This window comes from Hymenobacter jeollabukensis (genome assembly GCF_005771675.1).
In the GTDB taxonomy this organism is placed as follows: domain Bacteria; phylum Bacteroidota; class Bacteroidia; order Cytophagales; family Hymenobacteraceae; genus Solirubrum; species Solirubrum jeollabukense.
Genome location: NZ_VAJM01000004.1, coordinates 473,011 through 498,286, shown reverse-complemented (window position 1 = coordinate 498,286; position 25,276 = coordinate 473,011). Strand labels below are relative to the sequence as shown.

At 64.5% G+C, this 25,276-nt stretch carries 27 protein-coding genes and 2 tRNA genes; 11 read left to right on the top strand and 18 right to left on the bottom strand.

Features of this window, described 5'->3' with window-relative positions:
• Positions 1–87: 87 nt before the first annotated feature.
• Positions 88–774, bottom strand: coding sequence for a hypothetical protein (locus tag FDY95_RS12215; protein ID WP_138078035.1), 687 nt, complete (start codon positions 772–774; stop codon positions 88–90).
• A 344-nt stretch (positions 775–1,118) separates the two neighbouring features.
• On the opposite strand from FDY95_RS12215, the gene FDY95_RS12210 reads away from it, so the two are divergent.
• Positions 1,119–1,553, top strand: coding sequence for a hypothetical protein (locus FDY95_RS12210; RefSeq protein WP_138078034.1), 435 nt, complete (start codon positions 1,119–1,121; stop codon positions 1,551–1,553).
• Positions 1,554–1,650: 97 nt separating this feature from the next.
• On the opposite strand, the gene FDY95_RS12205 is transcribed toward FDY95_RS12210, so the two are convergent.
• Together FDY95_RS12205 and FDY95_RS12200 are read right to left on the bottom strand one after the other, a co-directional pair.
• Entirely contained in the window at positions 1,651–2,916 is a 1,266-nt protein-coding gene (locus FDY95_RS12205) for a zinc dependent phospholipase C family protein (protein WP_138078033.1), read from the bottom strand.
• Positions 2,917–3,249: 333 nt separating this feature from the next.
• The gene (locus FDY95_RS12200; RefSeq protein ID WP_138078032.1) at positions 3,250–3,459 is read right to left on the bottom strand and encodes a heavy-metal-associated domain-containing protein; all 210 of its coding nucleotides are present in this window, start codon (positions 3,457–3,459) and stop codon (positions 3,250–3,252) included.
• A 260-nt stretch (positions 3,460–3,719) separates the two neighbouring features.
• Here FDY95_RS12200 and FDY95_RS12195 point away from each other — a divergent pair, with 260 nt between their 5' ends.
• Positions 3,720–5,138 (top strand): hypothetical protein, encoded by a 1,419-nt coding sequence (locus FDY95_RS12195; protein ID WP_138078031.1) that lies wholly within the window; start codon positions 3,720–3,722, stop codon positions 5,136–5,138.
• Positions 5,139–5,465: 327 nt separating this feature from the next.
• Here the strand turns inward: FDY95_RS12195 and FDY95_RS12190 are convergent, their stop codons facing one another.
• Together FDY95_RS12190 and FDY95_RS12185 are read right to left on the bottom strand one after the other, a co-directional pair.
• Positions 5,466–5,795, bottom strand: a complete 330-nt coding sequence (locus FDY95_RS12190) for a four-helix bundle copper-binding protein (protein WP_138078030.1) — start codon at positions 5,793–5,795, stop codon at positions 5,466–5,468.
• A gap of 107 nt (positions 5,796–5,902) precedes the next feature.
• Positions 5,903–6,193, bottom strand: coding sequence for a heavy metal-binding domain-containing protein (locus FDY95_RS12185; RefSeq protein ID WP_138078029.1), 291 nt, complete (start codon positions 6,191–6,193; stop codon positions 5,903–5,905).
• Between the two features lie 278 nt (positions 6,194–6,471).
• Here FDY95_RS12185 and FDY95_RS12180 point away from each other — a divergent pair, with 278 nt between their 5' ends.
• Both FDY95_RS12180 and FDY95_RS12175 read left to right on the top strand, forming a co-directional pair.
• On the top strand, positions 6,472–8,766 hold the full coding sequence (locus tag FDY95_RS12180) for a heavy metal translocating P-type ATPase (RefSeq protein ID WP_138078028.1): 2,295 nt from the start codon (positions 6,472–6,474) through the stop codon (positions 8,764–8,766).
• Between the two features lie 55 nt (positions 8,767–8,821).
• Entirely contained in the window at positions 8,822–9,202 is a 381-nt protein-coding gene (locus FDY95_RS12175; protein WP_138078027.1) for a cupredoxin domain-containing protein, read from the top strand.
• A gap of 78 nt (positions 9,203–9,280) precedes the next feature.
• On the opposite strand, the gene FDY95_RS12170 is transcribed toward FDY95_RS12175, so the two are convergent.
• The 5 genes from FDY95_RS12170 to FDY95_RS12150 all read right to left on the bottom strand — a co-directional run bounded on the left by FDY95_RS12170 (position 9,281) and on the right by FDY95_RS12150 (position 12,642).
• Positions 9,281–9,913 carry a thioredoxin family protein gene (locus FDY95_RS12170; RefSeq protein ID WP_138078026.1) on the bottom strand — a complete coding sequence of 211 codons (633 nt, stop codon included), beginning with the start codon at positions 9,911–9,913 and terminating at the stop codon, positions 9,281–9,283.
• Between the two features lie 34 nt (positions 9,914–9,947).
• Entirely contained in the window at positions 9,948–10,442 is a 495-nt protein-coding gene (locus FDY95_RS12165) for a TlpA disulfide reductase family protein (RefSeq protein ID WP_138078025.1), read from the bottom strand.
• A 77-nt stretch (positions 10,443–10,519) separates the two neighbouring features.
• Positions 10,520–11,281 (bottom strand): LOG family protein, encoded by a 762-nt coding sequence (locus FDY95_RS12160; RefSeq protein WP_138078024.1) that lies wholly within the window; start codon positions 11,279–11,281, stop codon positions 10,520–10,522.
• A gap of 96 nt (positions 11,282–11,377) precedes the next feature.
• Complete coding sequence (locus tag FDY95_RS12155; RefSeq protein ID WP_138078023.1) at positions 11,378–12,253, bottom strand: PAS domain-containing protein; 876 nt, start codon at positions 12,251–12,253, stop codon at positions 11,378–11,380.
• A 26-nt stretch (positions 12,254–12,279) separates the two neighbouring features.
• Complete coding sequence (locus FDY95_RS12150; protein ID WP_138078022.1) at positions 12,280–12,642, bottom strand: hypothetical protein; 363 nt, start codon at positions 12,640–12,642, stop codon at positions 12,280–12,282.
• 203 nt (positions 12,643–12,845) lie between these two features.
• Between FDY95_RS12150 and FDY95_RS12145 the strand changes: the two genes are divergently transcribed.
• Positions 12,846–13,694, top strand: coding sequence for a DNA/RNA non-specific endonuclease (locus tag FDY95_RS12145; RefSeq protein WP_138078021.1), 849 nt, complete (start codon positions 12,846–12,848; stop codon positions 13,692–13,694).
• On the opposite strand, the gene FDY95_RS12140 is transcribed toward FDY95_RS12145, so the two are convergent.
• The 6 genes from FDY95_RS12140 to mltG form a co-directional block, all read right to left on the bottom strand.
• Positions 13,691–14,026, bottom strand: a complete 336-nt coding sequence (locus FDY95_RS12140; RefSeq protein WP_138078020.1) for a hypothetical protein — start codon at positions 14,024–14,026, stop codon at positions 13,691–13,693. The two genes, FDY95_RS12145 and FDY95_RS12140, sit on opposite strands and share 4 nt — an antisense overlap.
• 266 nt (positions 14,027–14,292) lie before the next feature.
• Positions 14,293–14,377 (bottom strand) — tRNA-Ser (locus FDY95_RS12135).
• A gap of 53 nt (positions 14,378–14,430) precedes the next feature.
• A tRNA-Ser gene (locus FDY95_RS12130) sits at positions 14,431–14,517 on the bottom strand.
• 134 nt (positions 14,518–14,651) lie between these two features.
• On the bottom strand, positions 14,652–15,617 hold the full coding sequence (locus FDY95_RS12125) for a YihY/virulence factor BrkB family protein (RefSeq protein ID WP_138078019.1): 966 nt from the start codon (positions 15,615–15,617) through the stop codon (positions 14,652–14,654).
• Positions 15,618–15,712: 95 nt separating this feature from the next.
• On the bottom strand, positions 15,713–16,123 hold the full coding sequence (locus FDY95_RS12120; protein WP_138078018.1) for an acyl-CoA thioesterase: 411 nt from the start codon (positions 16,121–16,123) through the stop codon (positions 15,713–15,715).
• Between the two features lie 130 nt (positions 16,124–16,253).
• On the bottom strand, positions 16,254–17,327 hold the full coding sequence (gene mltG, locus FDY95_RS12115; protein ID WP_138078017.1) for an endolytic transglycosylase MltG: 1,074 nt from the start codon (positions 17,325–17,327) through the stop codon (positions 16,254–16,256).
• Between the two features lie 246 nt (positions 17,328–17,573).
• Between mltG and FDY95_RS12110 the strand changes: the two genes are divergently transcribed.
• The gene (locus FDY95_RS12110) at positions 17,574–18,203 is read left to right on the top strand and encodes an L-threonylcarbamoyladenylate synthase (protein ID WP_111478793.1); all 630 of its coding nucleotides are present in this window, start codon (positions 17,574–17,576) and stop codon (positions 18,201–18,203) included.
• Positions 18,204–18,290: 87 nt separating this feature from the next.
• On the opposite strand, the gene FDY95_RS12105 is transcribed toward FDY95_RS12110, so the two are convergent.
• The gene (locus FDY95_RS12105) at positions 18,291–19,139 is read right to left on the bottom strand and encodes a lysophospholipid acyltransferase family protein (protein ID WP_246074008.1); all 849 of its coding nucleotides are present in this window, start codon (positions 19,137–19,139) and stop codon (positions 18,291–18,293) included.
• Positions 19,140–19,189: 50 nt separating this feature from the next.
• Entirely contained in the window at positions 19,190–20,086 is an 897-nt protein-coding gene (locus FDY95_RS12100; protein WP_138078016.1) for a hypothetical protein, read from the bottom strand.
• 251 nt (positions 20,087–20,337) lie between these two features.
• On the opposite strand from FDY95_RS12100, the gene FDY95_RS12095 reads away from it, so the two are divergent.
• The 5 genes from FDY95_RS12095 to FDY95_RS26325 all read left to right on the top strand — a co-directional run bounded on the left by FDY95_RS12095 (position 20,338) and on the right by FDY95_RS26325 (position 25,178).
• Positions 20,338–21,015, top strand: a complete 678-nt coding sequence (locus FDY95_RS12095) for a WbqC family protein (RefSeq protein WP_138078015.1) — start codon at positions 20,338–20,340, stop codon at positions 21,013–21,015.
• A gap of 52 nt (positions 21,016–21,067) precedes the next feature.
• The gene (locus tag FDY95_RS12090) at positions 21,068–23,668 is read left to right on the top strand and encodes an ATP-dependent Clp protease ATP-binding subunit (RefSeq protein WP_138078014.1); all 2,601 of its coding nucleotides are present in this window, start codon (positions 21,068–21,070) and stop codon (positions 23,666–23,668) included.
• A gap of 87 nt (positions 23,669–23,755) precedes the next feature.
• Positions 23,756–24,370, top strand: a complete 615-nt coding sequence (locus FDY95_RS12085) for a Uma2 family endonuclease (protein WP_138078013.1) — start codon at positions 23,756–23,758, stop codon at positions 24,368–24,370.
• Positions 24,371–24,474: 104 nt separating this feature from the next.
• Complete coding sequence (locus tag FDY95_RS12080) at positions 24,475–24,795, top strand: hypothetical protein (RefSeq protein WP_138078012.1); 321 nt, start codon at positions 24,475–24,477, stop codon at positions 24,793–24,795.
• A 212-nt stretch (positions 24,796–25,007) separates the two neighbouring features.
• On the top strand, positions 25,008–25,178 hold the full coding sequence (locus FDY95_RS26325; protein ID WP_171025654.1) for a hypothetical protein: 171 nt from the start codon (positions 25,008–25,010) through the stop codon (positions 25,176–25,178).
• The last annotated feature ends 98 nt before the right edge of the window (positions 25,179–25,276 follow it).

Below are 25,276 nucleotides of genomic sequence, written 5' to 3'. Positions count from 1 at the left end.
GCCGTGGAGTATTTGTCCCATAGGGCCGTGCGGTAAGTAGCGTCAAAAGGTACACCACGACACCCTGGGACTATACACCTAGAAGGGTTAAATTGGTCCTGCACCAGTACAAGAGGTATCCGAAGGGCTTCCGAAGCATCCTGCACCGGTGCAGGGGCTAGTTGGCCAGCGGCCTAGCGGGAGACGTGGGCTTGCGGGCCGCCGTGCGTTGCGCTTACCCAGCTTGGTGTAGTCGAAGTAGGTGGGGGCTTTGGCGGGCTCCTGGCGGTGCACGTACAGCGCGGTGCAATGCACGCTCCACAGCGCGTCGGCCAGGGCCAGCGCGTCGGGGCCGAGGGCGCTGATGGTGTCCTTCACGGCCTTGGCGCCCTGGTTTTTGGCGGCAGTGGCGGCGGTGTAGGCCGCGAGCAGGGCGCGGGTCTGCTGCCCGGCGGCCTGGATGGCGGCCTCGTCGTGACCCTCCAGCTGCTTCACGTAGGCGGTGAAGCGGGTGAGGCGCTTGGCCTTGGGGGCCTGGGTGAGGCCGCTCAGCTTGTCGGGGTAGAACCGGGCCTTCTCGGCCGGGTGGTCGTAGAAGCGCGGCCCGAGCAGCTTCTGGTCGGTGGCCTGCACCTGGGCTTTGAGGGCGGCAAAGGCCTGGTCCTCGGTTTGGGTGCCGCTCTGGCGCTGGCCGCTGCCGGAGGCGCGCCCGCTCAGCCCGCCGCGAAACCGGTCGAGGGCGGCTTGCAGGGCGGCGCGCTCGTCGCGCAGCAGCTTGGGCGTGGCGCTGAGCACCAGGGCCTCCAGAGTGAAATCGGCGAAGTCCGCGAAAGCGTCGCGCGAGGCCTAAATGCGCCGGAAATGGTTGTCGTACCGTTCGTCGTACACGGCAGTAGGGGTAAGAATGGTGGGAAAAAGACAGGCGGCCGGGGCGGGGTAAGCGCGGTGTGTAAAGGGGCTCGGGCCAAGCGGATAGAGCGGGGTAAGGGGCAGAAATATTAGCAGAAAAGCGCGCCGATGCAAGCCTGATCCGCCGCTGCGCGCGTTTTTTGGGCCGCGCGACGCCCGGGTGTCGCGCGGCGGGTAGGCCACGGCGGCCGGGGCGGGCCCGAAGGCCCCCGACGTTGTAAGTTTGTGGCATGAGCTCCGTCGCGCCCAGCCCCGATTTCGACTTCCTCGACCTCTCCTACCGCCCCGACCTGCAGACGCTGGCCGTGCGCTGGCTGCGGGCCGTCACGTTTGAGGAACTGCAGCAGGGCTTCCGGGCGGCGCTGGCCCTGGGCGTGGCCCGGCAGGCCACCCGCTGGCTGGTAGATGTGCGCCGCCGCACCGAGCTGGATGCGGCCTCTTCCGGCTGGGTGGCGCAGCACCTGCTGCCCGAAGCCGCCGCGGCCCTGGCGCCGGCTACGCTGCACGTGGCCTACCTGCTCTCGCCCATGCGGGCCCACGAGCTGCGCCGCGACGCGGGCCTGCGCGACGCTACCGCCGCGGCCCAGGCCCCCGCGCAGCCCTACCGCCTCAGCACCTTCATCGACGAGGGCCCGGCCGTGCAGTGGCTGCTACGGCAGGACTGAAGCGCTCCGATAAACACGCCTGCTGTGCGGCGTATGCAGCGCGACAGGTTCATGGCTACCCACGCTTGTGCTGGCTTAGCCGCCCGTTCCCTTTCGGCTACGGCTTCGGCGGTGCCAGCGTCCGCAGCTGTTGCAGCGCGTCCTGGGTTTCCTTCAGGGTTTTCTTCTCCTTTTCTTCCTCGGCCTGCGGAGGTTTGTCGGCCCCACCGAAGAAGGCCAGGATGTTGGCCTGCACCGGGGCCGTCACGTTCGAGAACTTGTCCTTTTCCAGCTTGCGTACCCACTCGCCGTAGGTTTCGTCGGCCAAGCCGTATTCGCCCACTTTGGTGGGCTTGCCGGTGTCGAAGTCGAAGTTGGGCAGGGCGGCCGGGTACGTGGCCTGGGCCGCGCGCGTTTCGGTGAGCAGGCGGCAGTACTCGGTCATTACGTCGCTGAAGCTCTGCTTGAAGAGCCGCTGGGCCTCGGGCGTGGGCAGCTTGAAGGCAAAGGGCCGCAGCGGGCCGATTTTGGGCAGCACCTTGATGAACTTGGCCATGACGCGGGCCCCGAAGCCGGGCTTGTCGTAGCCGGTACCGTACTGCTGGCGGAAGCGGTGCTCGTTGTGGCGGTAGAGGTAGTCGCGGCGGCGGGCGCGCGGGTCCAGCTTGCGAATGTTGTCGCGCTCGGCGTGCCAGGCGGCGCGGGCAGCGGTCGGAATCAGCTGGCTGACGGCGAAGCGGAAGGTGGCCACGCTCACGTCCAGGTTTACCACAATCTGCTTGAGCTCCAGGCCGTAGGTCTTGAGAAAGGCCCGCTCCAGCACGTCCTTGCTCACGCGGAAGCCGATGAAGTCGTGGTAGGTATCGGAGCGGTAGCGGCCGGCGGCCAGCTGCACCACGTCGAAGGCAAACTCCAGCTGGGTGTGCTGAATGGGCGCTTCGAAGTAGGTCACGGACGGGCCGAATTTGGCGCCCAGCTCGGGGTACACCGAGGCCATGGCGCGGTTGGTGCCCTCGGAGTGGCCCTTGATGTCGGCCGCGTAGTGGGCCATGGCCCCGAGGGCAAAGGCGTACTCGTTGCGGTCCTTGGCTTCGAGCAGCAGGTTGCGCACGAAGTCGCCGGAGCGCACGTAGTGGGTGAGGTTGGTGAAGAGCTTGGAGCCGAAGGGGTAGTAGCCCATATCCTGCACGATGGCCCCGCCGTAGGCGTAGCTTTTGGCCTCCTTCCACTGCTCGGGGGTGGCGCCGGGGTAGCGCTGATCGAGCAGCGGGCGCAGGCAGCGGCGCCAGCAGGTATCGACGTTGGCCTGGTGCGTGAGCACGGAATAGGCGGTGGCGGGCAGCGGCGCGGCGAGCAGCAGCACCAGCAGAAGGCGGAGCAACATAGGCGGAACGGGCGGCGGCAGCGGCGCCCTCAGGGGCCCAAACGGCAAACCGGGCCGGGGCGTTGCCGTACCGCCGGGCAATACCCTCCCCGCTCCCGCCTGACTGCCCGCCCCAAGCCACGCACCTGCCACGCTACATCACCCTGGGTATGCCGGGCGCGCTGCGGTTCGGCGGTTACATCTCGTGGGACAACAAGCGCCACCCGCGGCCGGCCAGCCGGCGGAAAGAGATGACAGGCAACAAGTAAAAGGGGATAAGTTGCCCGTCATCCCGAGGCGCAGCCGAACCGGAGGTCGACGTTCTGGATTGACGTCACTTCTCAGAGTCCGAGCCTACGCCTCCTTTATCTCGAAGCCTTCTTCCTCGACGGCGGCCACGACCTGCCGGGGCGTGAGCGTGTCGGACTGCACGGTCAGGACTTTCTCCGGGTTGGCGGTGTCGACCTGCCAGTGGCCGGGGCCGGCCAGCTCGTTGAGCACGGGCGTGACGGCGCGCACGCAGTTCTGGCAGTTGATGGTGGTGGTAAAACGCAGGGTTTTCATAAAAAAGGGAATCCGCTTGAAATCAGCCCGAACGCGGGGCTGCCGGGGTAACAACAAAGCTAGCGGCCGGGTGCCGGGCGGCCGGTACAGGATTCGTGGGCGCTACTTACAATATTTTCGTGGCGGCAACGGCCGCTTCGCCGTACGTTCAGCAGCCGCTCACGCGGCCGGGGCGTGCCCAGCGGCCGGTTTGGGCCCTGCCCGCCCGTTCGACGACGCCGCTGCCGGCGTTTGATTCTTCTCACCTTATCCCGTTTTGCATGTCGCAGAATTGGTGGCGCGCCGCCGCCCTGGCCGCGGTTTCGCTGGCCGGCCCGGTTGGCGCCCAAGCCCAGACCACTCCCCCACCCTCCTCCGATACCCAAACTGCCCAGGCCTCGCCCACGCCGCAGGCCCCCACCACGCCCGCCATCGTGCCGCTGAAGGAGGGCAAGCTGCCGCTGAACGAGGACGCCAGCCGCTACGTGAAGCTGACCCTGCTCAACCAGGCCTGGGTGCGCTACAACCAGAACAACCCTGGCTCACGCATCAACGGCCGCAACGAGCCGCACACCCTCGACGCGGCCATCCGCCGCTTCCGCATCCAGTTCTACGGGCAGCTCACCGACCGCGTGTTCATCTACTCGCAGATCGGTATCAACAACTTCGGCTACCTCTCCGAGCGGAAGCAGTTCTTCTTCCTGCACGACGCGGTGGGCGAGTACGCCGTGGTGAAAACCAAGCTTGTGCTGGGCACCGGCCTGGGCGCCTGGAACGGCTTGTCGCGTTTCACGGCCTCGTCCACCGGCTCCATCATGGGCCTCGACCTGCCGCTGGTAGCCGAAACCACCAACGACGTGAACGACCAGTTCGGGCGCAAGCTGAGCATCTACGCCAAGGGCAAGCTCAGCAAGCTGGACTACCGCCTGGCCATCAGCAAGCCGCTCATCGTGCCCGTCAACGCTCCGGCCGTGGGCGTGGCCGCGTTTTCCAGCCTCGCGCCGCGGGCCCAGTACCAGGGCTACCTGCAGTGGCAGTTTCTGGACCAAGAAAGCAACCTGACGCCTTACAACGCTGGCACCTACCTGGGCAAAAAGCGGGTGCTCAACCTCGGCGCCGGCTTTATCGTGCAGCCCCGGGCCATGTGGTACCGCCCGGGCGCCATTGGCGGCGCCGCCACCGGCCCCGACACGGTGCAGGTGGCCATGAGGCAGTGGGCCGTCGATGCCTATTACGACGCGCCCATTGGGGCAGCTGATAAAGGGCAGGCCCTGAACGCCTACGCCGCCTTCTACCACCTCGACTACGGCCCGAACTACATCCGCAACACGGCCCCGCTGAGCCCGACCAACGGCATAGCCCCGGGCACCAGCACCCTCAACAACGGTGGCAACGGCTGGCCCGCCTACGGCACCGGCAACGTGGTGTACGCGCAGCTCGGCTACAAGCTGCCCGACAACCTGCTGGGCTCGACCACCTTCATGCCCTACCTGAGCCTGGAGCACGCCCGCTACCAGCGCCTGCACGACCCGATGAACTACTACGACGTGGGCGTGAACTGGCTGCTGGCCGGCCACACCTCCAAGCTCACCGTGGCCTACCAGAACCGCCCCATCTTCACCCCCGCCGGCGACGGAAAATTCAACCGCACCAGCGACCGGGGCGTCGTGGTGGCCCAGTACCAGGTGTCGTTCAACTAACCCGCCTCAAACCGCGCAGCCCGGTGGCTCGCTCAGCAGTGTTCAGGATATTGGTGAGAGAGTTTCTTGGTTACTCCGGTAGCGCCGGGCGGCGTTGGTTTGGCTGGTGCTAAACGGGAAGGACTGTCATCCTGAGCAACGCGAAGGACCTTGCTCGAACCCTGCACCAACTAAGAAGCGCAGCCACCAACACCCAATCGTAAGGGCAAAGTGGCTGCGCTTTTACTGTTGCTGCGTTTCCCAGAAAGCATCTGCACTTCGTAGGCAGCGGCGGTGCGGGGTGCGAAGAAGGTCCTTCGCGTTGCTCAGGATGACGGGCGTTACTGCTTACGCGGCCAGGCCCGCGCGGCAGGCTTCTTCGCAGCGGCGGCAGGCCTCGGCGCACTGCTGGCAGTGCTCGTGCTGGTGCTGGCCGCACTCCGCGGCGCAGAGGCGGCACACTTCGGCGCACTCGCGCAGCAGGTGGGCGGCGTGCGCCGAGCCGCGGGCCACGAGGCGGGCCGTCAGGGCGCAGATGTCGCTGCAGTCGCGGTCGAGCGAGATGCAGCGCACCATCATCTGCACGTCGGCTTCCTGCAGGCAGGCGGAGGCGCAATGTTCGCAGGCGGCCACGCAGGCGTTGAGGGCCTGCAGGAGGGTTTGATTTTGCTGGTGCATGGGTTGTGGGGGTTAGGCAAGCGAAAAATGACGCTTGTCCCGTTTTACCCCCGTACCGCGCCTTGGGTTGGTACAAGATTCAACCCGAGCCCGTGCCAGATGCCGGCTTAGCCTTTCTTTTCCAGGTCCATTTCGCACACCGGGCACTTGCCGGGCTTGGTGCTGGTGCTGCCCTCGCAGCCCATGGGGCACACGTAGGTGGTGGTGCCGAGGTTGGTCTGGTCGCCGGTGCCGCCTTCGGTTTCGGGGCGGGCCACTTCGTCGGTGGGCTGCTGGATGGTGGCCGAATCGGCGGTAGCAGCGGTGGGCGCGGCGGGCGTTTCGGCTTCGTTGGTGGGCTTGCTGTTGCAGGCGGTGAGCAGGCTGGCCGCAACCAGCAGGGTGAAGAGCTTGTTCATATCGGCAGAGACAATGCGGCGGGCCGGTTGATTCCCGCCCGGCAAAGGTAGGGCGCGCCGGCCCAGCACCGCCGCGCCCCCGAATTGCGTACGGCCCGGGCCCGGATTCTGCACCCACGGCGCCCAGCGGGCCAAATCCCGTACGCCGCCGGGCCTGATTTCGTACCGCCGCCCGCTGACATCGGGCCGTACTTTGTATTGTCCGCCGCCGGCTCTCCACGCCGCCGCGCTGATGCTTTGCTTGCCCGCCCCACCGGGCCGGTTTCCCGCCTGATTTTATGGAACCGCACACCCTCACTTCGCCCACCCAAACCGCCACCCTCGACATCGAGGGCATGACCTGCGCCTCCTGCGCCCGTTTCGTGGAAAAGGCCCTGACGCGTACGCCCGGCGTGCAGCGCGCCGTGGTGAATCTGGCCACCGAAAAAGCCACCGTCGACTACCAGCCCGCGCAGGTTGACCGGGCCGGCCTCACCGCCGCGGTGGTCAATGCCGGCTACGGCGTGGCCGCGCTGCCCGCGCCCACGGTATCGGCTGCTGAGCGCACGGCCGAGCTGGATGCGCAGAAAGCCGCCGCTTACGCCCGCCTGAAGCGCCGCTTTCAGGTAGCGCTGGGCCTGACGCTCGTCATTATGCCCGCTTCCATGCTGCTGATGCTGCCGGCAGTGATGATGCGCGTGCCCATGACGGCGGCCAACTACGCGCTGCTGCTGCTCACCCTGCCGGTGCTCCTCTACAGCGGGCGGGAGTTTTACACCTCGGCCTGGAACGCCTTCCGCCACCGCGCCGCCAACATGGATACGCTGGTGGCCGTGGGCACCGGCGCGGCCTTTCTCTACAGCCTGGCCGCCACCGTGGCGCCGGGCCTGTTCACCGCCCGGGGCCTCGCGGCCGAGGTCTACTACGACACCACCGCCACCATCATCACGCTGATTTTGCTGGGCAAGGTGCTGGAGCAGCGCGCCAAAACGCGCACCTCGGCCGCCATTCGCCAGCTCATCGGCCTGCAGGCCCGCACCGCCCGCCTGCTCCGCCCCGACGGCACCGAGGCCGACGTGCCCATCGAGCAGGTGCAGCCTGGCGACGTAGTGCTGGTGCGCCCCGGCGAGAAAGTGGCCACCGACGGTGTGGTCGTCGACGGTCATTCCGCCGTCGACGAAAGCATGCTGACGGGCGAGAGTCTGCCGGTGGAAAAACGAGCCGGCGCGGCGGTGTACGGGGCCACGCTCAACAAAACCGGCGCCTTCCGCTTCCGCGTCACGCAGGTAGGCGCCGATACCATGCTGGCCCACATCATCCGGCTGGTGGAGGACGCGCAGGGCTCCCGCGCCCCCATTCAACGCCTGGCCGACCGCGTCAGCGCCATCTTCGTGCCCACGGTGGTGGTCATTGCCCTGCTCACCTTCGTGCTCTGGTTTGATCTGGCGCCGGTGGCCACCCGCCTGCCGCTGGCCCTGAGCAATTTCGTGGCCGTGCTCATCATTGCCTGCCCCTGCGCGCTGGGCCTGGCCACGCCCACGGCCATTATGGTGGGCACCGGCAAGGGCGCCGAATACGGCGTGCTGGTGCGCAACGCCGAAGCCCTAGAAAAAGCCCACCAGGTCACCACCGTGCTGCTCGACAAAACCGGCACCCTCACCCGCGGGGAGCCCAGCGTAACGACCTACCTGCCCGCTGCCGACGTAGCGGATCCAACCGCCCTGCTCCGGCAGCTGGCCGCCGTGGAGCGGCAGTCGGAGCACCCGCTGGCCGACGCCGTGGTGCGCTACGCCGCCGCGCAAACCGACGCGCAGCCCCTGCCGGCCGTGACCGATTTTCGGGCCTACGAGGGCCGCGGGGCCGGCGCCACGGTGGCCGGGGCCCAGGTGCTCATCGGCAATCGGCGCCTGTTGCAGGAACATGGAATCGAACTGAGCCCGGAGCTGAGCCGGCAAGCCGAGCAGCTGCAGGCCGAGGCCAACACGGTGCTCTACGCCGCCGTCGACGGGCGGGCCGTGGCGCTGCTGGCCGTGGCCGATACCCTGCGCGAGTCATCGGTGGCGGCGGTGCGGCGGCTGCAGCAGCTGGGGTTGGAAGTGGTGATGCTGACCGGCGACAACCAGCACACGGCTGCCCGCGTGGCCGCGCAGGTGGGCATCCGGCGCTTTTTCGCCGAGGTGCTGCCCCAGGACAAAGCCGCCAAGGTTCAGGAGCTACAGGCCGAGGGCCGGGTGGTGGCCATGGTCGGCGACGGTATTAACGACGCGCCCGCGCTGGCCCGGGCCGACCTGGGCCTGGCCATCGGCTCGGGCACCGACGTGGCTATGGAAGCCGCCGGCATCACCCTCATGCGTTCCGATCTGCAAGGCGTAGTTACGGCCATCGAACTGTCGCGGCGCACCATCGGCGTCATCCGCCAGAACCTGTTTTTCGCCTTCGTCTACAACACCCTGGGCATTCCGATTGCGGCCGGGCTGCTCTACCCGCTTTTCGGCCTCACCCTCTCGCCGATGCTGGCCGCCGGGGCCATGGCCCTCAGCTCGGTATCGGTGCTCACCAACTCGCTGCGGCTGCGCAGCTTCCGGCCGCGCTAAGCCGGCGTTGTTCTTTGCTGCTCATTCGACAATCCCGCGCCCTTCGCACCGCTCTATGGACTTCATCGAAATCATCGTCACCGCCGGCGGACTGATCTTGGCCGCGCTGGTCGTCTGGTACTTCTTCTTTTCATCCCGCGAAGACGCCGTCAGCGCCGTTGCCACGGCGGGCGGGGTGCAGGAAGTGGCCGTAACGGTGAAGGGCGGCTACTCCCCGGCCGTCATCGAGGTGCAGCACGGGCGGCCGGTGCAGCTCAGCTTCTACCGCGACGAAGACGCCGACTGCTCCGAGGAGGTCGTCTTCCCCGATTTCAACCTGCGCCGCGCGCTGCCGGCCTTCCAGACCACCCGCATCGAGCTGCTGCCCCGGCAGCCCGGCCGCTTCGAGTTTACCTGCGGAATGGGCATGCTGCGCGGTGCGCTGGTGGTGAAATAAGCCGATTGGCACGCAAAAAAGCGGGGCCGACGAACTACTGCTTCATCGGCCCCTCTTTGCGTTTCAGGGTGCAGGCCGTTACGCCTTCTTCTTCCACTTGATGGTGCAGCCGATGGCCTTGGTCGAGCTGGTCTGCACGGCCTGGCCGGCCAGCAGCTGGGTCATGGCGTCCTCCACGTAGCGCTGGGTGGCGGCTTTGGCGTCCTCGGTGTTGTTGTCGATGGCCCCGATGTAGGCCACCTTGAAGTCCTGGCCGGCGCGCTGCAGCACGTACACGTGCGGGGTGCGGGTGGCGCCGAAGCTGCGGGCCACGTCCTGCGTTTCGTCCAGCAGGTACGGGAAGGCGTACTGCTTGTCCTTGGCGCGCTTCTGCATGTCGGCGTAGGAGTCGCCGGGGGCCACCTGCGGGTCGTTGGGGTTGATGGCCAGCACCGGGTAACCCTGGGCGGCGTACTTCTGGTTCAGGGCCATGACGCGGTCCTCGTAGGCCTTGGCGTAGGGGCAGGTGTTGCAGGTAAACACCACGATGTAGCCCTTCGCGGCCGCGTTGCCGCTCAGCGACACCAGCTTGCCGTCGACGTTCTTGAGCTTGAAGTCCGCGACTTTGTCGCCGACCTGGTAGCCGCCCTCGGCCGGGGCGAAACGGAACGCGGTGCCGACGGTGAGAACCACGGCCAGCAGCGCAAACAGGAGGAAAAGGGACTTTTTCATGCGTAGACGAGGAAAAAGGTGAACATCAGAAACACTATGGCGCCTGCGCGGCCACGACGGCCTTTTCCAGCTCGGCCAGGGTGAGCGGCTGCTCGAAGCGCTGCCGCCGCTGCCGGGCGTTATTCAGCACCAGCGTGAAGGGCAAGGCCCCCGACCACTGCCGGTCGATGGCGTCAATGTACGCGTTCTGGTCCGTCTCATTCAGCAGCCACACCCGCGACTTCAGCCCCTGCTTTTGCACGAAGGGCCGCACCTTGGCGTCGAGCTTCGAGGGGAAATCCAGGCTCACCAGCAGCACCTGCACCTTCTGGCGGGCGTACCTCGCGCGCAGCTGCTCGAAGTGCGGCAGCTCCTCGATGCAGGGCTTGCACCAGGTGGCCCAGAAGTTCACCACGTAGGTGGTATCGGTGGGGCGCTGCAGCAGCTGTTGCAGGGCGGGCAGCTTCACCACGCGCACCTGCTGGGCCCAGGCGACGGGGGCCACGGCCAGCAGCAGAAGCAACGCGAGGAGTCGGAGGAGCTTGTTCATACCTGGCAAACCGGCCCAGGCCGGCAGGGTTCAGTGCGCTACTGACACCGCCGGCCGCGCCGGGGCTGCAAGCGCCCTCACTCGCCGAGCCACCAGCGCCGCCGGGGCTTGGCGCGCGTGCGCAGCTTGTACCGCTCCACGGCGTGCCGTTCGATGTGGGCCAGGGCCTCTTCCACCGAGTCGGTGTAGGTGAGCAGGTTCAGGTCGCGGGCCGAGATGGTGTGGTGCTGGGCCATTTGCTCGAGCAGCGCGGTCAGCGGCGCCCAGTACGCCCGGCCTACCACCACCACCGGAAAGTCCTGGATTTTGCCGGTCTGAATCAGCGTCAGCGCCTCGAAGAACTCGTCCATGGTGCCGATGCCGCCGGGCATAATGACGAAGGCGTAGGAATACTTGACCAGCAGCACCTTGCGCACGAAAAAATAGCGGCAGGTCAGCCACTTATCGAGGTAGGGATTGGGCGCCTGTTCCTGGGGCAGCAGAATGTTCAGGCCCACCGAAAGGCCGCCGGCTTCGCGGGCGCCGCGGTTGGCGGCTTCCATCAGCCCCGGCCCGCCGCCCGTCAGGATGGTGAAGCCCAGCCGGCTCAGACCCGCGCCCAGCGCCCGGGCCTGCTCGTAGAAGGGCGTGCCCGGCGCCACCCGCGCCGAGCCGAACACCGACACGCACGGCCCGACGAAGTGCAGGGTGCGGATGCCGCGGAAAAACTCCCAGAGCACCACCAGCAGGAACTTCAGCTCGTTGGTGCGCGCCCGCGGCCCTTCCAGAAACTTCCGCTCCTGCTGCCGCGCCGCGGCCGTATCCTGCGGGGTCGGGGTCGAAATGTCGGGGGTAGTCATAGCAAGGCGCGTAATGGTCGGCGGCAAGCTACAAAACGAAGCCGGCGCCCCAGGTGAGGCGCCGGCCGGTTGGTTATCCTTATTAAATGGCAGTGCTCAGGCCTGACCGAGCTGCTGCTTCAGCTCCTGCACTTGATGCTCCAGGTCCAGCGTGCGGAAGGTCACTTTGGCTTCCAGGTCGGCGTAGGCGCGCTCGATGCGCTCCTGCATTTCTTTCTGCTCGGCAATGTCGGTGCAGGTGCCAAACCACTGCACAATCTGGCCTTGCTCGTCGCGGATGGGCTTGGCTAGCCCCAGAAACCAGCGGTACTGCCCGTCGCGCCCTTTGAAGCGGTACTCGATTTCGTAGTCGTCGCCGGTGGCCAGCGAGTGGCCCCACACCTGCCGGGCGCGCTCCTGGTCGTCGGGGTGCAGCAGGTTGTTCCACATTTCGGTGCCCCGGCTCTGCTCCACGGTGTAGCCCGTGTAGTCGATCCAGCGCTGGTTGAAGAAAGTGTGAAAACCAGCCGGGTCGGTCAGCCACACCATCTGCGGAATAAACTCCACCACGAAGCGGTACTCCTCGTCGCGGCGCTTGGCCTGGCTGATGTCGCTGATGGTGCCGATAAAGCGCACGGCCTGGGTGCGGCTCGCGTCGAAGTAGGCGCGGCCGGTGGCGCGCAGCCAGCGCACCTGCCCGTCGGGCGCCACGGTGCGGTATTCGATGTCATACTCGCCCGAGCCGCGCGGGTCCAGGGCCTGCTGCACCACGGCATCGGTGCGGGCGCGGTCGTCGGGGTGCAGGCCGGCCAGGAAGCGCGGGTAATCCACGTCTTCGGTAACCGGCAGGCCAAACAGCTCCTTGCAGCGGGCCGACCACAGCAGCTCGCCGGTGAGGGGATTGAAGTCCCAGGTGCCCACGCCGGCGGCTTCAACGGCGGCTTGCAGGCGCTCATAGCTGGTCGGGAGGGTCGGGTTGTCGGGCGTTAGCATGGGTGGTAAGGCAGAAACGGGCACGCTCAGGGCTGGGTCAGGAGAACTTCCATGCCCGAGAGGAAATATAGGTTAAGCTGGCTGGTGAGGCCGTCGGCCGAGCGGCGCAGGCGCGTAATCAGGGCACGCGTGCGTTCTTCGGCCAGTTGAATCTCCAGGTAAGGCCGCTGCAGCAGCGCGTCGCGCTGCACCGACCACTGCCCGTTCTGGGCCGAGGCGTCGGGGGTCTGCACCTGCAGGTGGCCGGGCTCCAGCCGCAGCTGGGTGGCCTGGGCCAGCGCGCTGCCGGGGTCCGTGCGGTTCAGCACCCGATCGGCGACGTGCCAGGCGCCGGTCAGGAAATCATCCGGCAACTGCTGCAGGTTGACGTCGAAGAGCAGATCGGACATGCGCAAACGGTGGACGGCGGAATAAATGGGCTGGCAAAGATACCGCGCGGCGGCGCAGAAAGTTTCAAAGTGGGACGATTCTTGTCCGTACATCTACGGAATCTATCCGGGTAAACCCGTAACTGGCCGCTTTACCACGCCGTTGCGCGGCGGCCTTGCTGCCCGGCTGTCGACCTTTGTGCCACACCGCTCCTACCATCCTCATGCCTATTGCCTTTCCTCGTTTCGCAGCCGCGGCCCTGCCGCTGCTACTGCTCGGCGCCTGCGCCGACGACAAGCCCACACCCTCCCCGGTGTTTGGCGAGCATCTGACCCTGGGCAACCCCAGCGGCGCCACCGCTGACGCCGCGAATACGCGCAACTACCTGCTCGACAAGCCCCAGTACGCCCTCAGCTACCACCGCGACCGGGGCATTCCGAACTGGGTGAGCTGGCACCTGAGCGCCGACTGGCTGGGCACCGCCGCCCGGCAGGACGACTTTCGGGCCGACGCCGCGCTGCCCGCCGGCTGGTATCAGCCCACGGCCAGCAGCTACCAGGGCTCGGGCTTCGACCGCGGCCACCACTGCCCCTCGGCCGACCGCACCAAGTCGGTGGCCGATAACTCGGTGACTTTCCTGATGACCAACATGGCCCCGCAGGCCCCCAACAACAACCAGCGCACCTGGGCCGCGCTGGAGGAATACTGCCGCACGCTCGTCGGGCAGGGCAACGAGTTGTACGTCGTCTGCGGCTCCTACGGCGCGGGCGGCACCGGCTCCAACGGCTACGCCACCACCACCGACCAGGGCCGCGTGGCGGTGCCCGCCCGCTTCTGGAAAGTGGTGGTGGTACTGCCCGCAGGCAGCAACGACGCCGCCCGCGTCGAGGCCGGCACCCGCGTCATTGCCATCGATACGCCCAACGACAACGGCCTGAGCAGCAGCTGGGGCACTTACCGCACATCCGTCGACGCCATCGAAGCCGCTACCGGCCTCGACCTGCTCTCGGCCGTGAAAGCCAGCGTGCAGGCCAGCCTGGAAGCCCGCACCGACGCGGGCCCCACCAGCTAGCGCACCGGCAGCGGGCGCACCTCGCCCGTGAGCTTGTCGATTTCGAAGGCGGCGCGGTTGGGCATGCGCTTGGCCCAGTCGGTGCGCGGTACCAGGGCCTGCCACAGCGCATCGACTTCCACGAAACGGGCCGAGTCGACCACGTACAGATTGGCTTCAGGCTGCTGCTGCAGGTAGCGGGCCAGCGCCACGTGGGCGTCGGCTTCGGTGGCGGCGCCGGTGCTGGTCGGGGCGGGCGCGTTCTGCACCACGGGCGGATTTTCGGTAGTGGGCGTCTGCTGGCAGCCAACGAGCAGGCTGGCGGCCAACGGGAGCATCAGGAAGTTCTTCATCGGAGTAGGAAATTGGCGAATAGCCGCATTGTTTACCGTTGAATCCGCTTTCCGGGTTGGCCGGCCGGGGCTTGCGGCCGTTCCGCCCTGATCCGCCAGTCGCCCCGACGGCCTCGCGCAATGTATCAGCAGGTGCCGCCGGGGCCGGGAGGAGCTACATCCGGAAGCCCAGGAGTAGCCGAAAAGCCTATGGGCAGATAAATAATATCGACGCCATAGACAAAATAAAAAGCCCGTTCCTGCGGCAGGAACGGGCTTTTTTGGTGCAGAGGAGGAGGGATTCGAACCCCCGGAGGTGTTACCCTCAACGGTTTTCAAGACCGCCGCAATCGACCACTCTGCCACTCCTCTGTGGCGGTATTCACAAAAAAAGGCTTTTTCGGTGACCCGGAAAAGCCTTTTCGCAGAGAGGGGGGGATTCGAACCCCCGATACCCTTGCAGGTATAACGGATTTCGAATCCGTCGCATTCGACCACTCTGCCACCTCTCTGTAGCCCAAATCGAGTGGTTTGGGATGGCAAAAGTAGAAGGCCGAATCAGCTGATGCAAGCCCGCCGCCCAACTTTTTTTCGCGACATGGCGCTCAAGGAGCGCAGCACTTTGGCTTTCAGGCCACTATTTTTTTCAGGATTTCGGGGCCGCGGCTTCTTCCGGCCGCATTTTGCCGCGCCCGGTCACGGCATCCACGCTCACGTTGACTTCGAAGCCCAGAATCAGCGTCATGCACACGAAGTCCAGCCACACCATGAAACCCACGAGCGTGCCGATGGAGCCGTAGAAGTGGTTGTAGCTGTCGAAAATCTTGATGTAGAGCACGAACAGCAGGGACACCAGCAGGATGAGAATGGTGGCCACCACGGCCCCGGCCGAGAGGAAGGGCCACCGGTCCTGCACGGCCGGCACGTAGTAATAAATCAGGCAGGTGACGAACAGAAACAGCCCGATGACGGAGCCGTAGCGCAGCACCGTAATCATGAATTCGGTGAGGCGCTCGGGCACGATTTCGTAGTACACCAGCGCGTCGATGATGTAAGTACCGAAGAACAGGCTGGCCACGGCCACCAGTAGGGCCAGGGACAGCACCACCGTCAGCACCGTGGCAATAAGGCGCTTGTGCAGGTAGCTACGCCGCTTGAAGATGCCGTGCTTTTTGTCGAAGGCATCGAGCAGGGCCATGATGCCGTTGGAGCTGAGCACCAGGGCGGTAGCAAAACCGAACGAGAGCAGCCCACCGTGCGGAATGTTGACGATGTCGTCGATGGTGTCGCGGGTGGCGGCGTACATTTCCCGGGGCATGATGTCGCCCAGAAACTGCAGGATGTCAATGTTCAGGCCCGGCACCGGGATGTACGGAATGAGCGTGAACAGGAAGATAATCGTGGGAAACACGGCCACCGTGAAGTTGAAGGCCATGTAAGAGCTGCGCTTGGTCAGCGAGTCGAAGCGCAGCTCGTAGAGCACCCGGTCGACCACATCGTACACCGACGCCCCGCCGCGCAGCCGGAACCCTTCCAGCCACTGAATGAAGCGGCGATAGGTGCGGCGGCGCCGCAGAATCAGGGCTTTGCGGTAACGGTCGGGCAGGTCCATGGGAGCGAGTTGTCAGTTGCAGGTTATCAGTTGTCAGGTAGCAACGTCAGCACGAACTAACAACTCGTAACTGACAGCTGACAACTCAAACACTATCAACCAAAATACGGCCGGATGCTGTCGAGTACGTGGCCGGGAATGGCGGTGGGCCGGCCGGTGGCGCCGTTCACGAACACCATCAGCGTGCTGCCTTCGGTGAGCAGCTCGTCAGCCTCGTTGTAGATTTCGTACTCGAAGAGCACCCGGGAGCCCTGCGGCATTTCGCGCAGCATCATGCGCACGCGCAGCAGGTCGTCGTAGCGGGCGGGGCGCTTGAACTTGATGCGCAGCTCGCCCACCGGCATGCCCACGCCTTCGGCCTCCATTTCCTTGTAGCTGATGCCGAGCTGGCGGAAGGCTTCGGTGCGGGCCACTTCAAAGTACGCGGCAAAGTTGCCGTGGTACACGTAGCCCATCTGGTCGGTTTCGGCGTAGCGGACGCGGATGTGGACGTCGGATTGATACATTTTAATTAATGTGCTGATGTGGTTGAATGTGCTGATGTGCTAATGAACAGGGAAACAGAGGCTGGGGTAGTAGGTGCATTGACCTCTTAGCACATCAGCACATTTCCCACATTAGCGAAGCGAAGCACATTTATTTCATGATTCCGCTACGGTTCAGGGCGGCCTGGTAGCGACGGGCGTTCAGGATATGCTCTCGCTCGGTGCTGGCAAAGGCGTGGTAGCCGCTGAAGTCTTCGCGGGCGCAGAAGTAGTAGTAGTTGTGCTGCTCGGGGTTGAGCACCGCGTCGATGCTGGCAATGCTGGGCAGGTTGATGGGGCCGGGCGGCAGGCCGGCGTACTTGTAGGTGTTGTAGGGCGAGTCCTTCTGCAGATGTACGTTGAGCACCCGGCGGATGCCGAAGTCCCCGTTGGCGTACACCACCGTCGGGTCGGCCTGCAGCTTCTGGCCGCGCTTGAGGCGGTTCAGGTACACGCCGGCTACGCGGGGCCGCTCGTCGGGGTGCTGCTGCTGCTCGGCCTCCACGATGCTGGCCAGGGTGCTCACTTCGGCGCGGCTCAGACCCTGGGCCTTGGCCTTGGCGTCGCGGGCGGGCGTCCAGAACTTCTCGTACTCCTCCTTCATGCGGCTGAGCACCTTCCGAGGGGCAGTGGTGTAGTACAGCTCGTAGGTGTTCGGGATGAACATCGTCAGCAGCTGGGTGGTGTCCTTGAAGCCCAAGGATGCGGCGTAGGCGTTGCTGCGGAGCAGGGAGTCAAATTCCTGGGGCCGGGCGGCGAAGCTCTGGCTGAGCTTGCGGGCCAAATCCTGACGCAGGCGGATGTTCTGGAAGGTGAGCTTCACTGGGGCCTGAATGCCGCGGCGCAGGTCGTTGATGAGCTGGCGGTTGGTGTAGCCGTCTTTCAGCTCGTAGCGGCCGGGCTTCACCAGCTTGTCGTACTTCATCAGCCGGGCCACGAAGTGCAGGCTGAGCTTGTCGATGATGGCACCCGAATGGTCGAGGCTGTCGAGCACGGCCTTGGCCGACTCGCCGGGGCGCACCACCACGTAGGTGGGCCGGCCGTGGGTTTCCACGTTCGGCGTGTAGATGATCTGGTAGGCGTAGTAGGAAAAGGTAATCAGCAGGATGCCGAAGATGCCCAGCGGGTAGGCAAAGCGGTTTCGGCGGCGGGTGGCGCGGGCGCGGTACTCGTCAGGAGTTGGCATAAAATGGGGCGAATGACAAACAAACGGGCGGGCGGCAGACTTTATCTGGCTGGCTCGTTCGCTCAAAAATACAACCCGCCGCAATGATTGACGGAGGGAACGAGCGAATGATTGATTTCCGGTCTGGATTCAATCATTCGCTCGTTCCCTCCGTCAATCATTGGCAACTCTGCGGCCCGCTTGCGCGTCATACCTAGATTGTGTAACTAAGCCGCCCTTTCATTCACCTTTGCCCGCCGACATCCTATGGCCGCTACCCTGCTGCGCATTCACCCCGACAATCCGCCCCAGAACAAGATTCAGCAAGCCGTGGACGTGCTGCGGCAAGGTGGCATCATCATCTACCCCACCGACACGATTTACGGCCTGGGCTGCGACATCACCAACCAGCGCGCCGTCGAAAAGCTCTGCCGCATCCGCGGCCTGAAGCCCGAAAAGGCCAACCTGTCCTTTATCTGCTCCGACCTCTCCCACATCAGCGACTACGCCCACGGCATCAGCACGCCGGTGTATAAGCTGCTCAAGAAGGCGCTGCCCGGGCCCTTCACCTTCATCTTCGAAGCCAGCGCCAAGGCACCCAAGTACGGCGGCGTGAAGCGCAAAACTGTCGGCATCCGCGTGCCCGACAACGCCATCAGCCTGGCCCTGGTGCGGGAGCTGGGCAACCCCATCGTCAGCACATCCATTCACGACGACGACACGCTGATTGAGTACAGCACCGACCCGGAGCTGATTTTCGAGAAGTACCGCCCGCTCGTGGACCTGGTCATCGACGGCGGCTACGGCAACAACGTAGCCAGCACCGTCATCGACTGCACCACCGAGGACTTCGAAGTCATCCGCCAGGGCGCCGGGGACATCGAGCAGTATCTGTGAGTTGGTGAAATAGGGAGGTGGTGAACTGGTGAGTTTGACGTTCGAATTGCCTGAACGTCAAACTCACCAGTTCACCACCTCCCTATTTCACCGCTTGTGCTTCCACCGCCGGTGCGACCAGAGGTAGTCGGCGGGCTGGGCGCGGATGTCGCGCTCCACGCGGCGGGCAAACTGCTCGGTGACGACGTGGGCCTGCTTGTCGAGCGGGGTCTGCCCGTCGTGCAGTTCCTCCACCACGATTTCGTAGTAGCCGCGGCGCAGGCGCACGATGTTCACGTAGAGCACCGGGCAGCCGAATTGGGCCGCCAGTTTATCGGCGCCGGTGTAGAAGGGCGTGTCCTGGTGCAGGAAATCGGTCCAGTAGGTTTGCTCCAGGCCGCCGGGGCTTTGGTCCGAGAGCATGGAGAGGCTGCGGGGCTGCCCGCGCAGGCGCAGCATGTCGCGCAGGGTGTCGCGCATGGGGATGAGCCGGGCGCCGGTGTGGGTCCGCAGCCGCAGCATGAAGTCCTCGAAAAACGGGTTGTGCAGGGGTTTGTACACGCCGTCGGCCTTGCCGGGGAAGTACACCGCGCCTGCCGGCAGAATCCATTCCCAGTTGCCGATGTGCGAGCCCAGCGCCAATACGGTGCGCCCGGCCGCGAAATGCCGCTCAAACAGCTCCAGGTTGCGAATCTGCACGCGCCGCCGCATCTCGGCCGGACTGATGGCCGCCAGCTTTAGAATTTCCACGATGACGTCGGCGAAGTGGCGGTAGAAGCCATGCTGCAGCCGCCGGATTTCGGCCTCTGGCTTTTCCGGAAACGAGTTGCGCAGGTTTTCCAGCACCACCCGCTGCCGGTAGTTCAGCACGAAGCGCATCAGCAGATACAGCCCGTCGGCCAGGCGGTGCAGCACCGGCAGCGGCAGTCGGGCCAGCCCCAGCAGCAGCCACTGCAAGGGCAGGTAATACCAGGAAAAAGGCCTTACGGCCGGTTTTGCGGCGGTATTCATCGCGGCAAAGATGCACCCGCCGGCGCGTACTCCTGCCGGGTGCGCACAAACTGCCCCTTGCGCGAGGCCAGCACTTTCTTGCCGCTGCGCACCTCCACCGTCAGCGCGTAGGTGCCGTCGGTTTCCACGCCCAGCTGGCTGAGCCCGCCCAGCGGCAGCTCGCCCGCCACCGTCGTCGGCCGCCCGGCCTTGGCCTGGCCCAGCGGCGCGTCGGCATCCGCCGCGAAGCCCTCGGCCGACTCCACGTGGTAGTGCAGCGTCAGGGGCTGCCCGGCCGGGGCGTTGTACAGCTCCAGGTAGAAGTAGAGCTGGTCGGCGCCGCGGCCGTAGTTGCCGGCCGGCGTGCGTACCAACGAGTAGCCGCCGCGGGTGAAGTTGTTCTGTTCGGTGGTTTTGCCGGCTGCCTTGGCCAGAAACACGATGTCGCTGAGCACCGGCGCCGTGGCCGACATATCCAACGCCAGCGGCTCCTCCACCTTGAAGGTGCCCGCCGTTTTGCGGTACATGTCCTTCAGCTCGGCCTTGATGGTGTACTGCCCGCCGCGCAGGGTCAGGCGGCGCAGAAAGCTCTGCGGGTTCTTAATACCGATAGTGGTGTCGCTGATGACCGGCGGCTTCAGCGTAATCGTCTCCGAATGCACCGCCCGCCCATCAGCCCCGAGCACCTGCAGCGCCACGGTGGCGCCGGCCTGGTAGGTGTCGCGGGTGCGCTTGATATAGGTCAGGCCGTTGCCCGGCACGGTCACGTACAGTTCCACCTCGTAGCTGTTGCCAGCTGCCAGCGGACGGAAGCGGGCCACATCGAGCAACAGCGTGGGCGTGGCGGCGGAAACTGACAGGGCAGTCAGCAATAACAGCAGCAGGGGCAGCAGGAAGCGCGGACGTATGGGCATAGAAATGCAGTGGTGCGGAAAGGTACTGCGCCTACAACGCAAAAATGCCGCCGAAGTGCCCTAAATGGCAGTACGGCTCCAAGTCGTGCTACTACCGCCGTTGCTGAAGTTGAACGCTCAATGGGTGCGGCTCATCTATTCGCCATCCAATAAGCACCCTGCATTTCCCACCTTTGCCGTCATTCTACGGAAGGGGGCCTACGACTTTGCGTCGTAGAACCACTTCCGCCCGAGTAGCCAAACCTGCCACAATGTCCACCGTCCTCTTCGAGCTGCCCTACTGCCCACCAGCCGCTTTCTTCGCCGAGCTGCTGACGGCCGACCGCCTGCTGCTGGAGCGCCATGAGCATTACCACAAGCAAACCTACCGCAACCGCTGCCTTGTGCTAACCGCCCAGGGCGTGCAGCCCCTCACCGTGCCCGTCATCGACGGCAACCGCAGCGAGAAGGTGCGCATCGACGCGCTGGAAATAGATTACCGCCAGAACTGGGTGCACCGCCACTGGCGCACCCTGCAGACAGCCTACGGCAACAGCTCTTTTTTCGCCTACTACGCCGACTATTTTCACGACGTCTTCGTTAGCAAGCCCGACCGTCTCTTCGACCTGAACCTGGCCCTGCTCCAACTGATCCTGCGCTGCCTGCGCCTGACCTTGCCGGTGGAGTTTACCCCGGAGTGGCACGCGCACTACCCCGCCGCGCAGCTGCTCGACCGGCGCGACTGGCTCAGTCCCAAAGAGCTGCCTGACACTGCGTCAGGTGCCGGGCTGCGCGGGGCGTACCGGCAGTGCTTTGGCGCGGCGTTTGTACCCGGGCTGAGCGTGCTGGACCTGCTGTTTGCCCTGGGTCCGGCGGCCGGCCAGCTGCTGCTCCCGGCCCCCCAAACCGGCGGCGAACCTTCTGCCCCCAGACCCGGTTTAAGTATTTGATGTCCGGTGCCACTGATTTGCGCGTATCCGGATTCTTTCTCACCTTATCTGCATGGAAGCGAAATTCTCAAATAGAGTCAAGGAGGTCATCTCCCTGAGTCGGGAGGAAGCCATCCGACTTGGCCATGACTATATAGGCACCGAGCACCTGTTGCTAGGCATGATTCGGGAGGGCGAAGGCACGGCCATTGCTCTGTTGAAGAAGCTCGGCGTCTCCGTGGAGGAGCTGAAATACGCCCTCGAACAAGCCACCCGTAACACTGCCACCCAGGGTATCAGTATAACGGGCAGTATCCCGCTGACGAAGCAGACGGAAAAGGTCCTGAAGATTACGTATCTCGAAGCCAAAATCTTCAAGAGCGAAATCATCGGCACCGAACACCTGCTGCTCTCGATTCTGCGCGATGAAGACAACATTTCTTCCCAAATCCTGAGCAAGTTCAACGTGAACTACGAATCCGTACGCGACTCGCTGGATTACCACGGCACTGGTAATACCAACCAAAACCCCACCGCCGGCCCCTCCGATACCGACGACGACGACAACGACAAGTTGTTTGGCTCCTCGAAAGGCTCCGGCGCCGCTGCTTCCAAGAAGCCCGGCGAAAAGTCGCGCACCCCGGTGCTCGATAACTTCGGCCGCGACCTGACCAAGCTGGCCGAAGACGACAAGCTCGACCCCATCGTGGGCCGCGAAAAGGAGATTGAGCGCGTTGCCCAAATCCTGTCGCGTCGCAAAAAGAACAACCCGATTCTCATCGGTGAGCCTGGTGTAGGCAAAACGGCTATTGCCGAAGGCCTCGCCCTGCGCATCGTACAGAAGAAAGTGTCGCGCGTGCTCTTCAACAAGCGCGTGGTGACGCTGGACCTCGCCTCGCTGGTAGCCGGTACCAAGTACCGCGGCCAGTTCGAAGAGCGCATGAAGGCCGTGATGAACGAGCTGGAGAAGTCGCCCGACGTGATTCTGTTCATCGACGAGCTGCACACCATCGTAGGCGCCGGCGGCGCTTCCGGTTCGCTCGACGCTTCGAACATGTTCAAGCCGGCCCTGGCCCGCGGCGAAATTCAATGCATCGGCGCCACCACGCTGGATGAGTACCGCCAGTACATCGAGAAGGACGGCGCCCTAGCCCGTCGTTTCCAGATGGTGATGGTGGACCCGACCACGCCGGAGGAAACCATCGAAATTCTGCACAACATCAAGGACAAGTATCAGGACCACCACCACGTGGTGTACACCGATAAGGCCATTGAGGCGTGCGTGAAGCTGTCGGACCGCTACATGTCGGACCGCTTCCTGCCGGACAAGGCCATCGACATCCTCGATGAGGCTGGTGCCCGCGTGCACATCAACAACATCGTGGTGCCCGACGATATCGTGAAGCTCGAAGAGCAGATCGAGAACATCAAGGGCGAGAAAAACGCGGTGGTGAAGTCGCAGAAATACGAGGAAGCCGCCCGCCTGCGCGACACGGAGAAGAAGCTGATTGAGCAACTCGACCAGGCCAAGAAGAACTGGGAAGAGGAGACCAAGAAGAAGCGCTACACCGTGAAGGAGGAAAACGTGGCCGAGGTTATTGCCATGATGACCGGCATCCCGGTAAGCCGCGTGGCCCAGAACGAAAGCGCCAAGCTGCTCAACATGGGTGAGGAGCTGAAGGGCAAGGTAATCGGCCAGGACAAGGCCATTGCCCAGCTCGTGAAGGCCATCCAGCGCACCCGCGTCGGCCTGAAAGACCCGAAGAAGCCCATCGGCTCGTTCGTGTTCCTCGGCCCGACGGGCGTGGGTAAGACGGAGCTGGCCAAGGTGCTGGCTACCTACCTATTCGACAAGGAAGATTCGCTGGTGCGCATCGACATGTCGGAGTACATGGAGAAATTCAGCGTGTCGCGCCTGGTGGGCGCCCCTCCCGGCTACGTGGGCTACGAAGAGGGCGGTCAGCTGACGGAGAAAATCCGCCGCAAGCCGTACTCGGTTATCCTGCTCGACGAAATCGAAAAGGCGCACCCGGACGTGTACAACCTGCTGCTGCAGGTGCTCGACGACGGTATCCTGACCGATGGCCTGGGCCGCAAGGTGGACTTCCGCAACACCATCATCATCATGACCTCGAACATCGGGGCGCGTGATTTGGCCGACTTCGGCGTGGGTATCGGGTTTGGCACGAAGGCCCGCACGGAAGGCGTGGACGATATGATGAAGGGCACCATTGCCAGCGCGCTGCGCAAGACCTTCGCACCGGAGTTCCTGAACCGCTTGGACGACGTTATCGTGTTCAACGGCCTGCAGAAGGAGGATATCTTCAAGATCATCGACATCTCCCTCTCCAAGCTGCGCCAGCGCGTACAGGCCCTGGGCTACCGCCTGGAGCTGACCGAGGCCGCGAAGACCTACGTGGCCGAGAAAGGCTACGACCCCAAGTACGGCGCGCGTCCGCTGAACCGGGCCATCCAGAAGTACATCGAAGACCCGATTGCGGAGGAAATCCTGAAGGCCCAGCTGACCCAGGGCGACGTCATCACCGCCGACTTCGAGGAAGGCAAGGAGGAACTCACGTTCAGCTCGCACAAGAGCGACGAAGCCCCGAACCTCGCCAGCGACGAGCGGCCGGCCGAAGCGCCGGAGTCGCCGGATGGTAAGAAGGGCGAGTAAGTAGCCCGGAGTAAATGAAGAACGGCCGGTTCCCGCGAGGGAGCCGGCCGTTTTTGTATTTACCTTTGAGCTAGAGCCAAAACCGTTATGGAGTCACCCCGAAAGCGTCGCTACACCGAGGAAGAATACGCGGCTATGGAGTACGCCTCCGAGTTCAAGCACGAATTCGTGGACGGGCAGATTTACCCGTGGGGCCACCCGGATATGCTGGGCATGTACGACGTGCAGGCTATGTCGGGGGCGTCGTTGGCACACAACATCATTACGGGCAACGTTTCCGGCGTACTCCAGAATGCCCTGCGCGGCAAGGGCTGCCGAACCTTCGGCAGCGACATGCGGGTGTACGTGCCGCTGACCGGCACATACCTGTACCCCGACGCGCTGGTGGTATGCGGCAAGCCGGAAATTCAGCAAAACGGCAAGCTGGATTTGCTGACTAACCCGGTCGTCATTATCGAAGTACTTTCGGATTCCACGGCCGATTACGACCGTAGCGGCAAATTCATGCGCTACCGCAGCATCGAATCGGTGCGGGACTATCTGCTGATTGACTCGCGCAGCTTGCGGGTGGAACTGTACTCGCGCACCGAAACCGGGCAGTGGACGCTGACGGAAATTCTGGATGCTCAGGGCGCGGTTACGTTGCCGAGCTTGGGCGTGACGCTAAAGGTGACGGATTTGTACGAGGATGTGGAGTTATGATTGGCTGCGCCGGAAGGCAAGAAAGGCGAGTAAGTAGTCTGGAGTAAATGAAGAACGGCCGGTTCCCACAGGGGAGCCGGCCGTTTTTTTGTTATCATGCCGCCATGTTACGCAAGCTATTTATCATCCTTGTCATCTTGTGGAGTGCGAGTCAGAACGCCCACGCCCAACGGCGGGCTGAGCGCAAGGCCCTGCGCGTGTTCTGCCACCGCATCCTGCCCAACGTCAACGCGGAGCACTTCTACCCCCACCACCGGGCGGCCCCGATTTGCTACGACGGCACCGTGGCCCCCCAGTGCGTCGGGGACTGGTGGCTCGACCCGACCTGGTATAAGGACGTGCGGGGCCGGTCCCGATTTCATCCGCAGATGCGTGATTTCAGCGTGTATCGATCCGTTGCTAGGCGTATACGAATCACAAACTGAGTTAAGGTCCGTTCCAGCGCCCTCAGACAAGACTTCGATTCCGCCACGTATGTCGGCGACGACAGGCGGCACGACCTGCGCCAGCGCGACTCGCTGGCGGCCGAGGCCCTGCCCGTGCGCGCCCCGCTGCGGCGCGTGCCCAGCGCCGCGTACCAGCGCGCCCTGGTCATGCCCCGCGAAGGCCCCCCCTCGCCCCCCCCTACTACCTGACCGTGCATCGGCCCCTGGTCGGCCGGCGCTACGTGCTGGTGGGCCTGGTAGTGGCCTGCAGCGCTCATTGTAGTACCCCCGATAACGTGCCCATTATGGTGTTGCTGCACAAACGGACCCTGCGCGTAGCCGATTGGTGGTACACCATCGAAAAGCTGAGACGTGGTGATTAGTCAGCGTCCGGTCGATATAGTAACCTCTCATGGATTCCCCATTCGGCTATCTTGCCTCCACAACTTACCTTTGGCCTCCTTTCCCCACTGACTTTCCG

Bases quoted from the DNA above. Each gene is read 5' to 3' on its own strand.
- FDY95_RS12120 (WP_138078018.1), bottom strand. From the start codon at position 16,123: ATGTATCAATCCGACGTCCACATCCGCGTCCGCTACGCCGAAACCGAC.
- FDY95_RS12190 (WP_138078030.1), bottom strand. From the start codon at position 5,795: ATGCACCAGCAAAATCAAACCCTCCTGCAGGCCCTCAACGCCTGCGTG.
- FDY95_RS12085 (WP_138078013.1), top strand. From the start codon at position 23,756: ATGGAGTCACCCCGAAAGCGTCGCTACACCGAGGAAGAATACGCGGCT.
- FDY95_RS12080 (WP_138078012.1), top strand. From the start codon at position 24,475: ATGTTACGCAAGCTATTTATCATCCTTGTCATCTTGTGGAGTGCGAGT.
- FDY95_RS12170 (WP_138078026.1), bottom strand. From the start codon at position 9,913: ATGAAAAAGTCCCTTTTCCTCCTGTTTGCGCTGCTGGCCGTGGTTCTC.
- FDY95_RS12185 (WP_138078029.1), bottom strand. From the start codon at position 6,193: ATGAACAAGCTCTTCACCCTGCTGGTTGCGGCCAGCCTGCTCACCGCC.
- FDY95_RS12200 (WP_138078032.1), bottom strand. From the start codon at position 3,459: ATGAAAACCCTGCGTTTTACCACCACCATCAACTGCCAGAACTGCGTG.
- FDY95_RS12210 (WP_138078034.1), top strand. From the start codon at position 1,119: ATGAGCTCCGTCGCGCCCAGCCCCGATTTCGACTTCCTCGACCTCTCC.
- FDY95_RS12205 (WP_138078033.1), bottom strand. From the start codon at position 2,916: ATGTTGCTCCGCCTTCTGCTGGTGCTGCTGCTCGCCGCGCCGCTGCCC.
- FDY95_RS12175 (WP_138078027.1), top strand. From the start codon at position 8,822: ATGGACTTCATCGAAATCATCGTCACCGCCGGCGGACTGATCTTGGCC.
- FDY95_RS12125 (WP_138078019.1), bottom strand. From the start codon at position 15,617: ATGGACCTGCCCGACCGTTACCGCAAAGCCCTGATTCTGCGGCGCCGC.
- FDY95_RS12155 (WP_138078023.1), bottom strand. From the start codon at position 12,253: ATGCTAACGCCCGACAACCCGACCCTCCCGACCAGCTATGAGCGCCTG.
- FDY95_RS12160 (WP_138078024.1), bottom strand. From the start codon at position 11,281: ATGACTACCCCCGACATTTCGACCCCGACCCCGCAGGATACGGCCGCG.
- FDY95_RS12095 (WP_138078015.1), top strand. From the start codon at position 20,338: ATGTCCACCGTCCTCTTCGAGCTGCCCTACTGCCCACCAGCCGCTTTC.
- FDY95_RS12165 (WP_138078025.1), bottom strand. From the start codon at position 10,442: ATGAACAAGCTCCTCCGACTCCTCGCGTTGCTTCTGCTGCTGGCCGTG.
- FDY95_RS12100 (WP_138078016.1), bottom strand. From the start codon at position 20,086: ATGCCCATACGTCCGCGCTTCCTGCTGCCCCTGCTGCTGTTATTGCTG.
- FDY95_RS12140 (WP_138078020.1), bottom strand. From the start codon at position 14,026: ATGAAGAACTTCCTGATGCTCCCGTTGGCCGCCAGCCTGCTCGTTGGC.
- FDY95_RS12150 (WP_138078022.1), bottom strand. From the start codon at position 12,642: ATGTCCGATCTGCTCTTCGACGTCAACCTGCAGCAGTTGCCGGATGAT.
- FDY95_RS12145 (WP_138078021.1), top strand. From the start codon at position 12,846: ATGCCTATTGCCTTTCCTCGTTTCGCAGCCGCGGCCCTGCCGCTGCTA.
- FDY95_RS12090 (WP_138078014.1), top strand. From the start codon at position 21,068: ATGGAAGCGAAATTCTCAAATAGAGTCAAGGAGGTCATCTCCCTGAGT.
- mltG (WP_138078017.1), bottom strand. From the start codon at position 17,327: ATGCCAACTCCTGACGAGTACCGCGCCCGCGCCACCCGCCGCCGAAAC.
- FDY95_RS12110 (WP_111478793.1), top strand. From the start codon at position 17,574: ATGGCCGCTACCCTGCTGCGCATTCACCCCGACAATCCGCCCCAGAAC.
- FDY95_RS12180 (WP_138078028.1), top strand. From the start codon at position 6,472: ATGGAACCGCACACCCTCACTTCGCCCACCCAAACCGCCACCCTCGAC.
- FDY95_RS12195 (WP_138078031.1), top strand. From the start codon at position 3,720: ATGTCGCAGAATTGGTGGCGCGCCGCCGCCCTGGCCGCGGTTTCGCTG.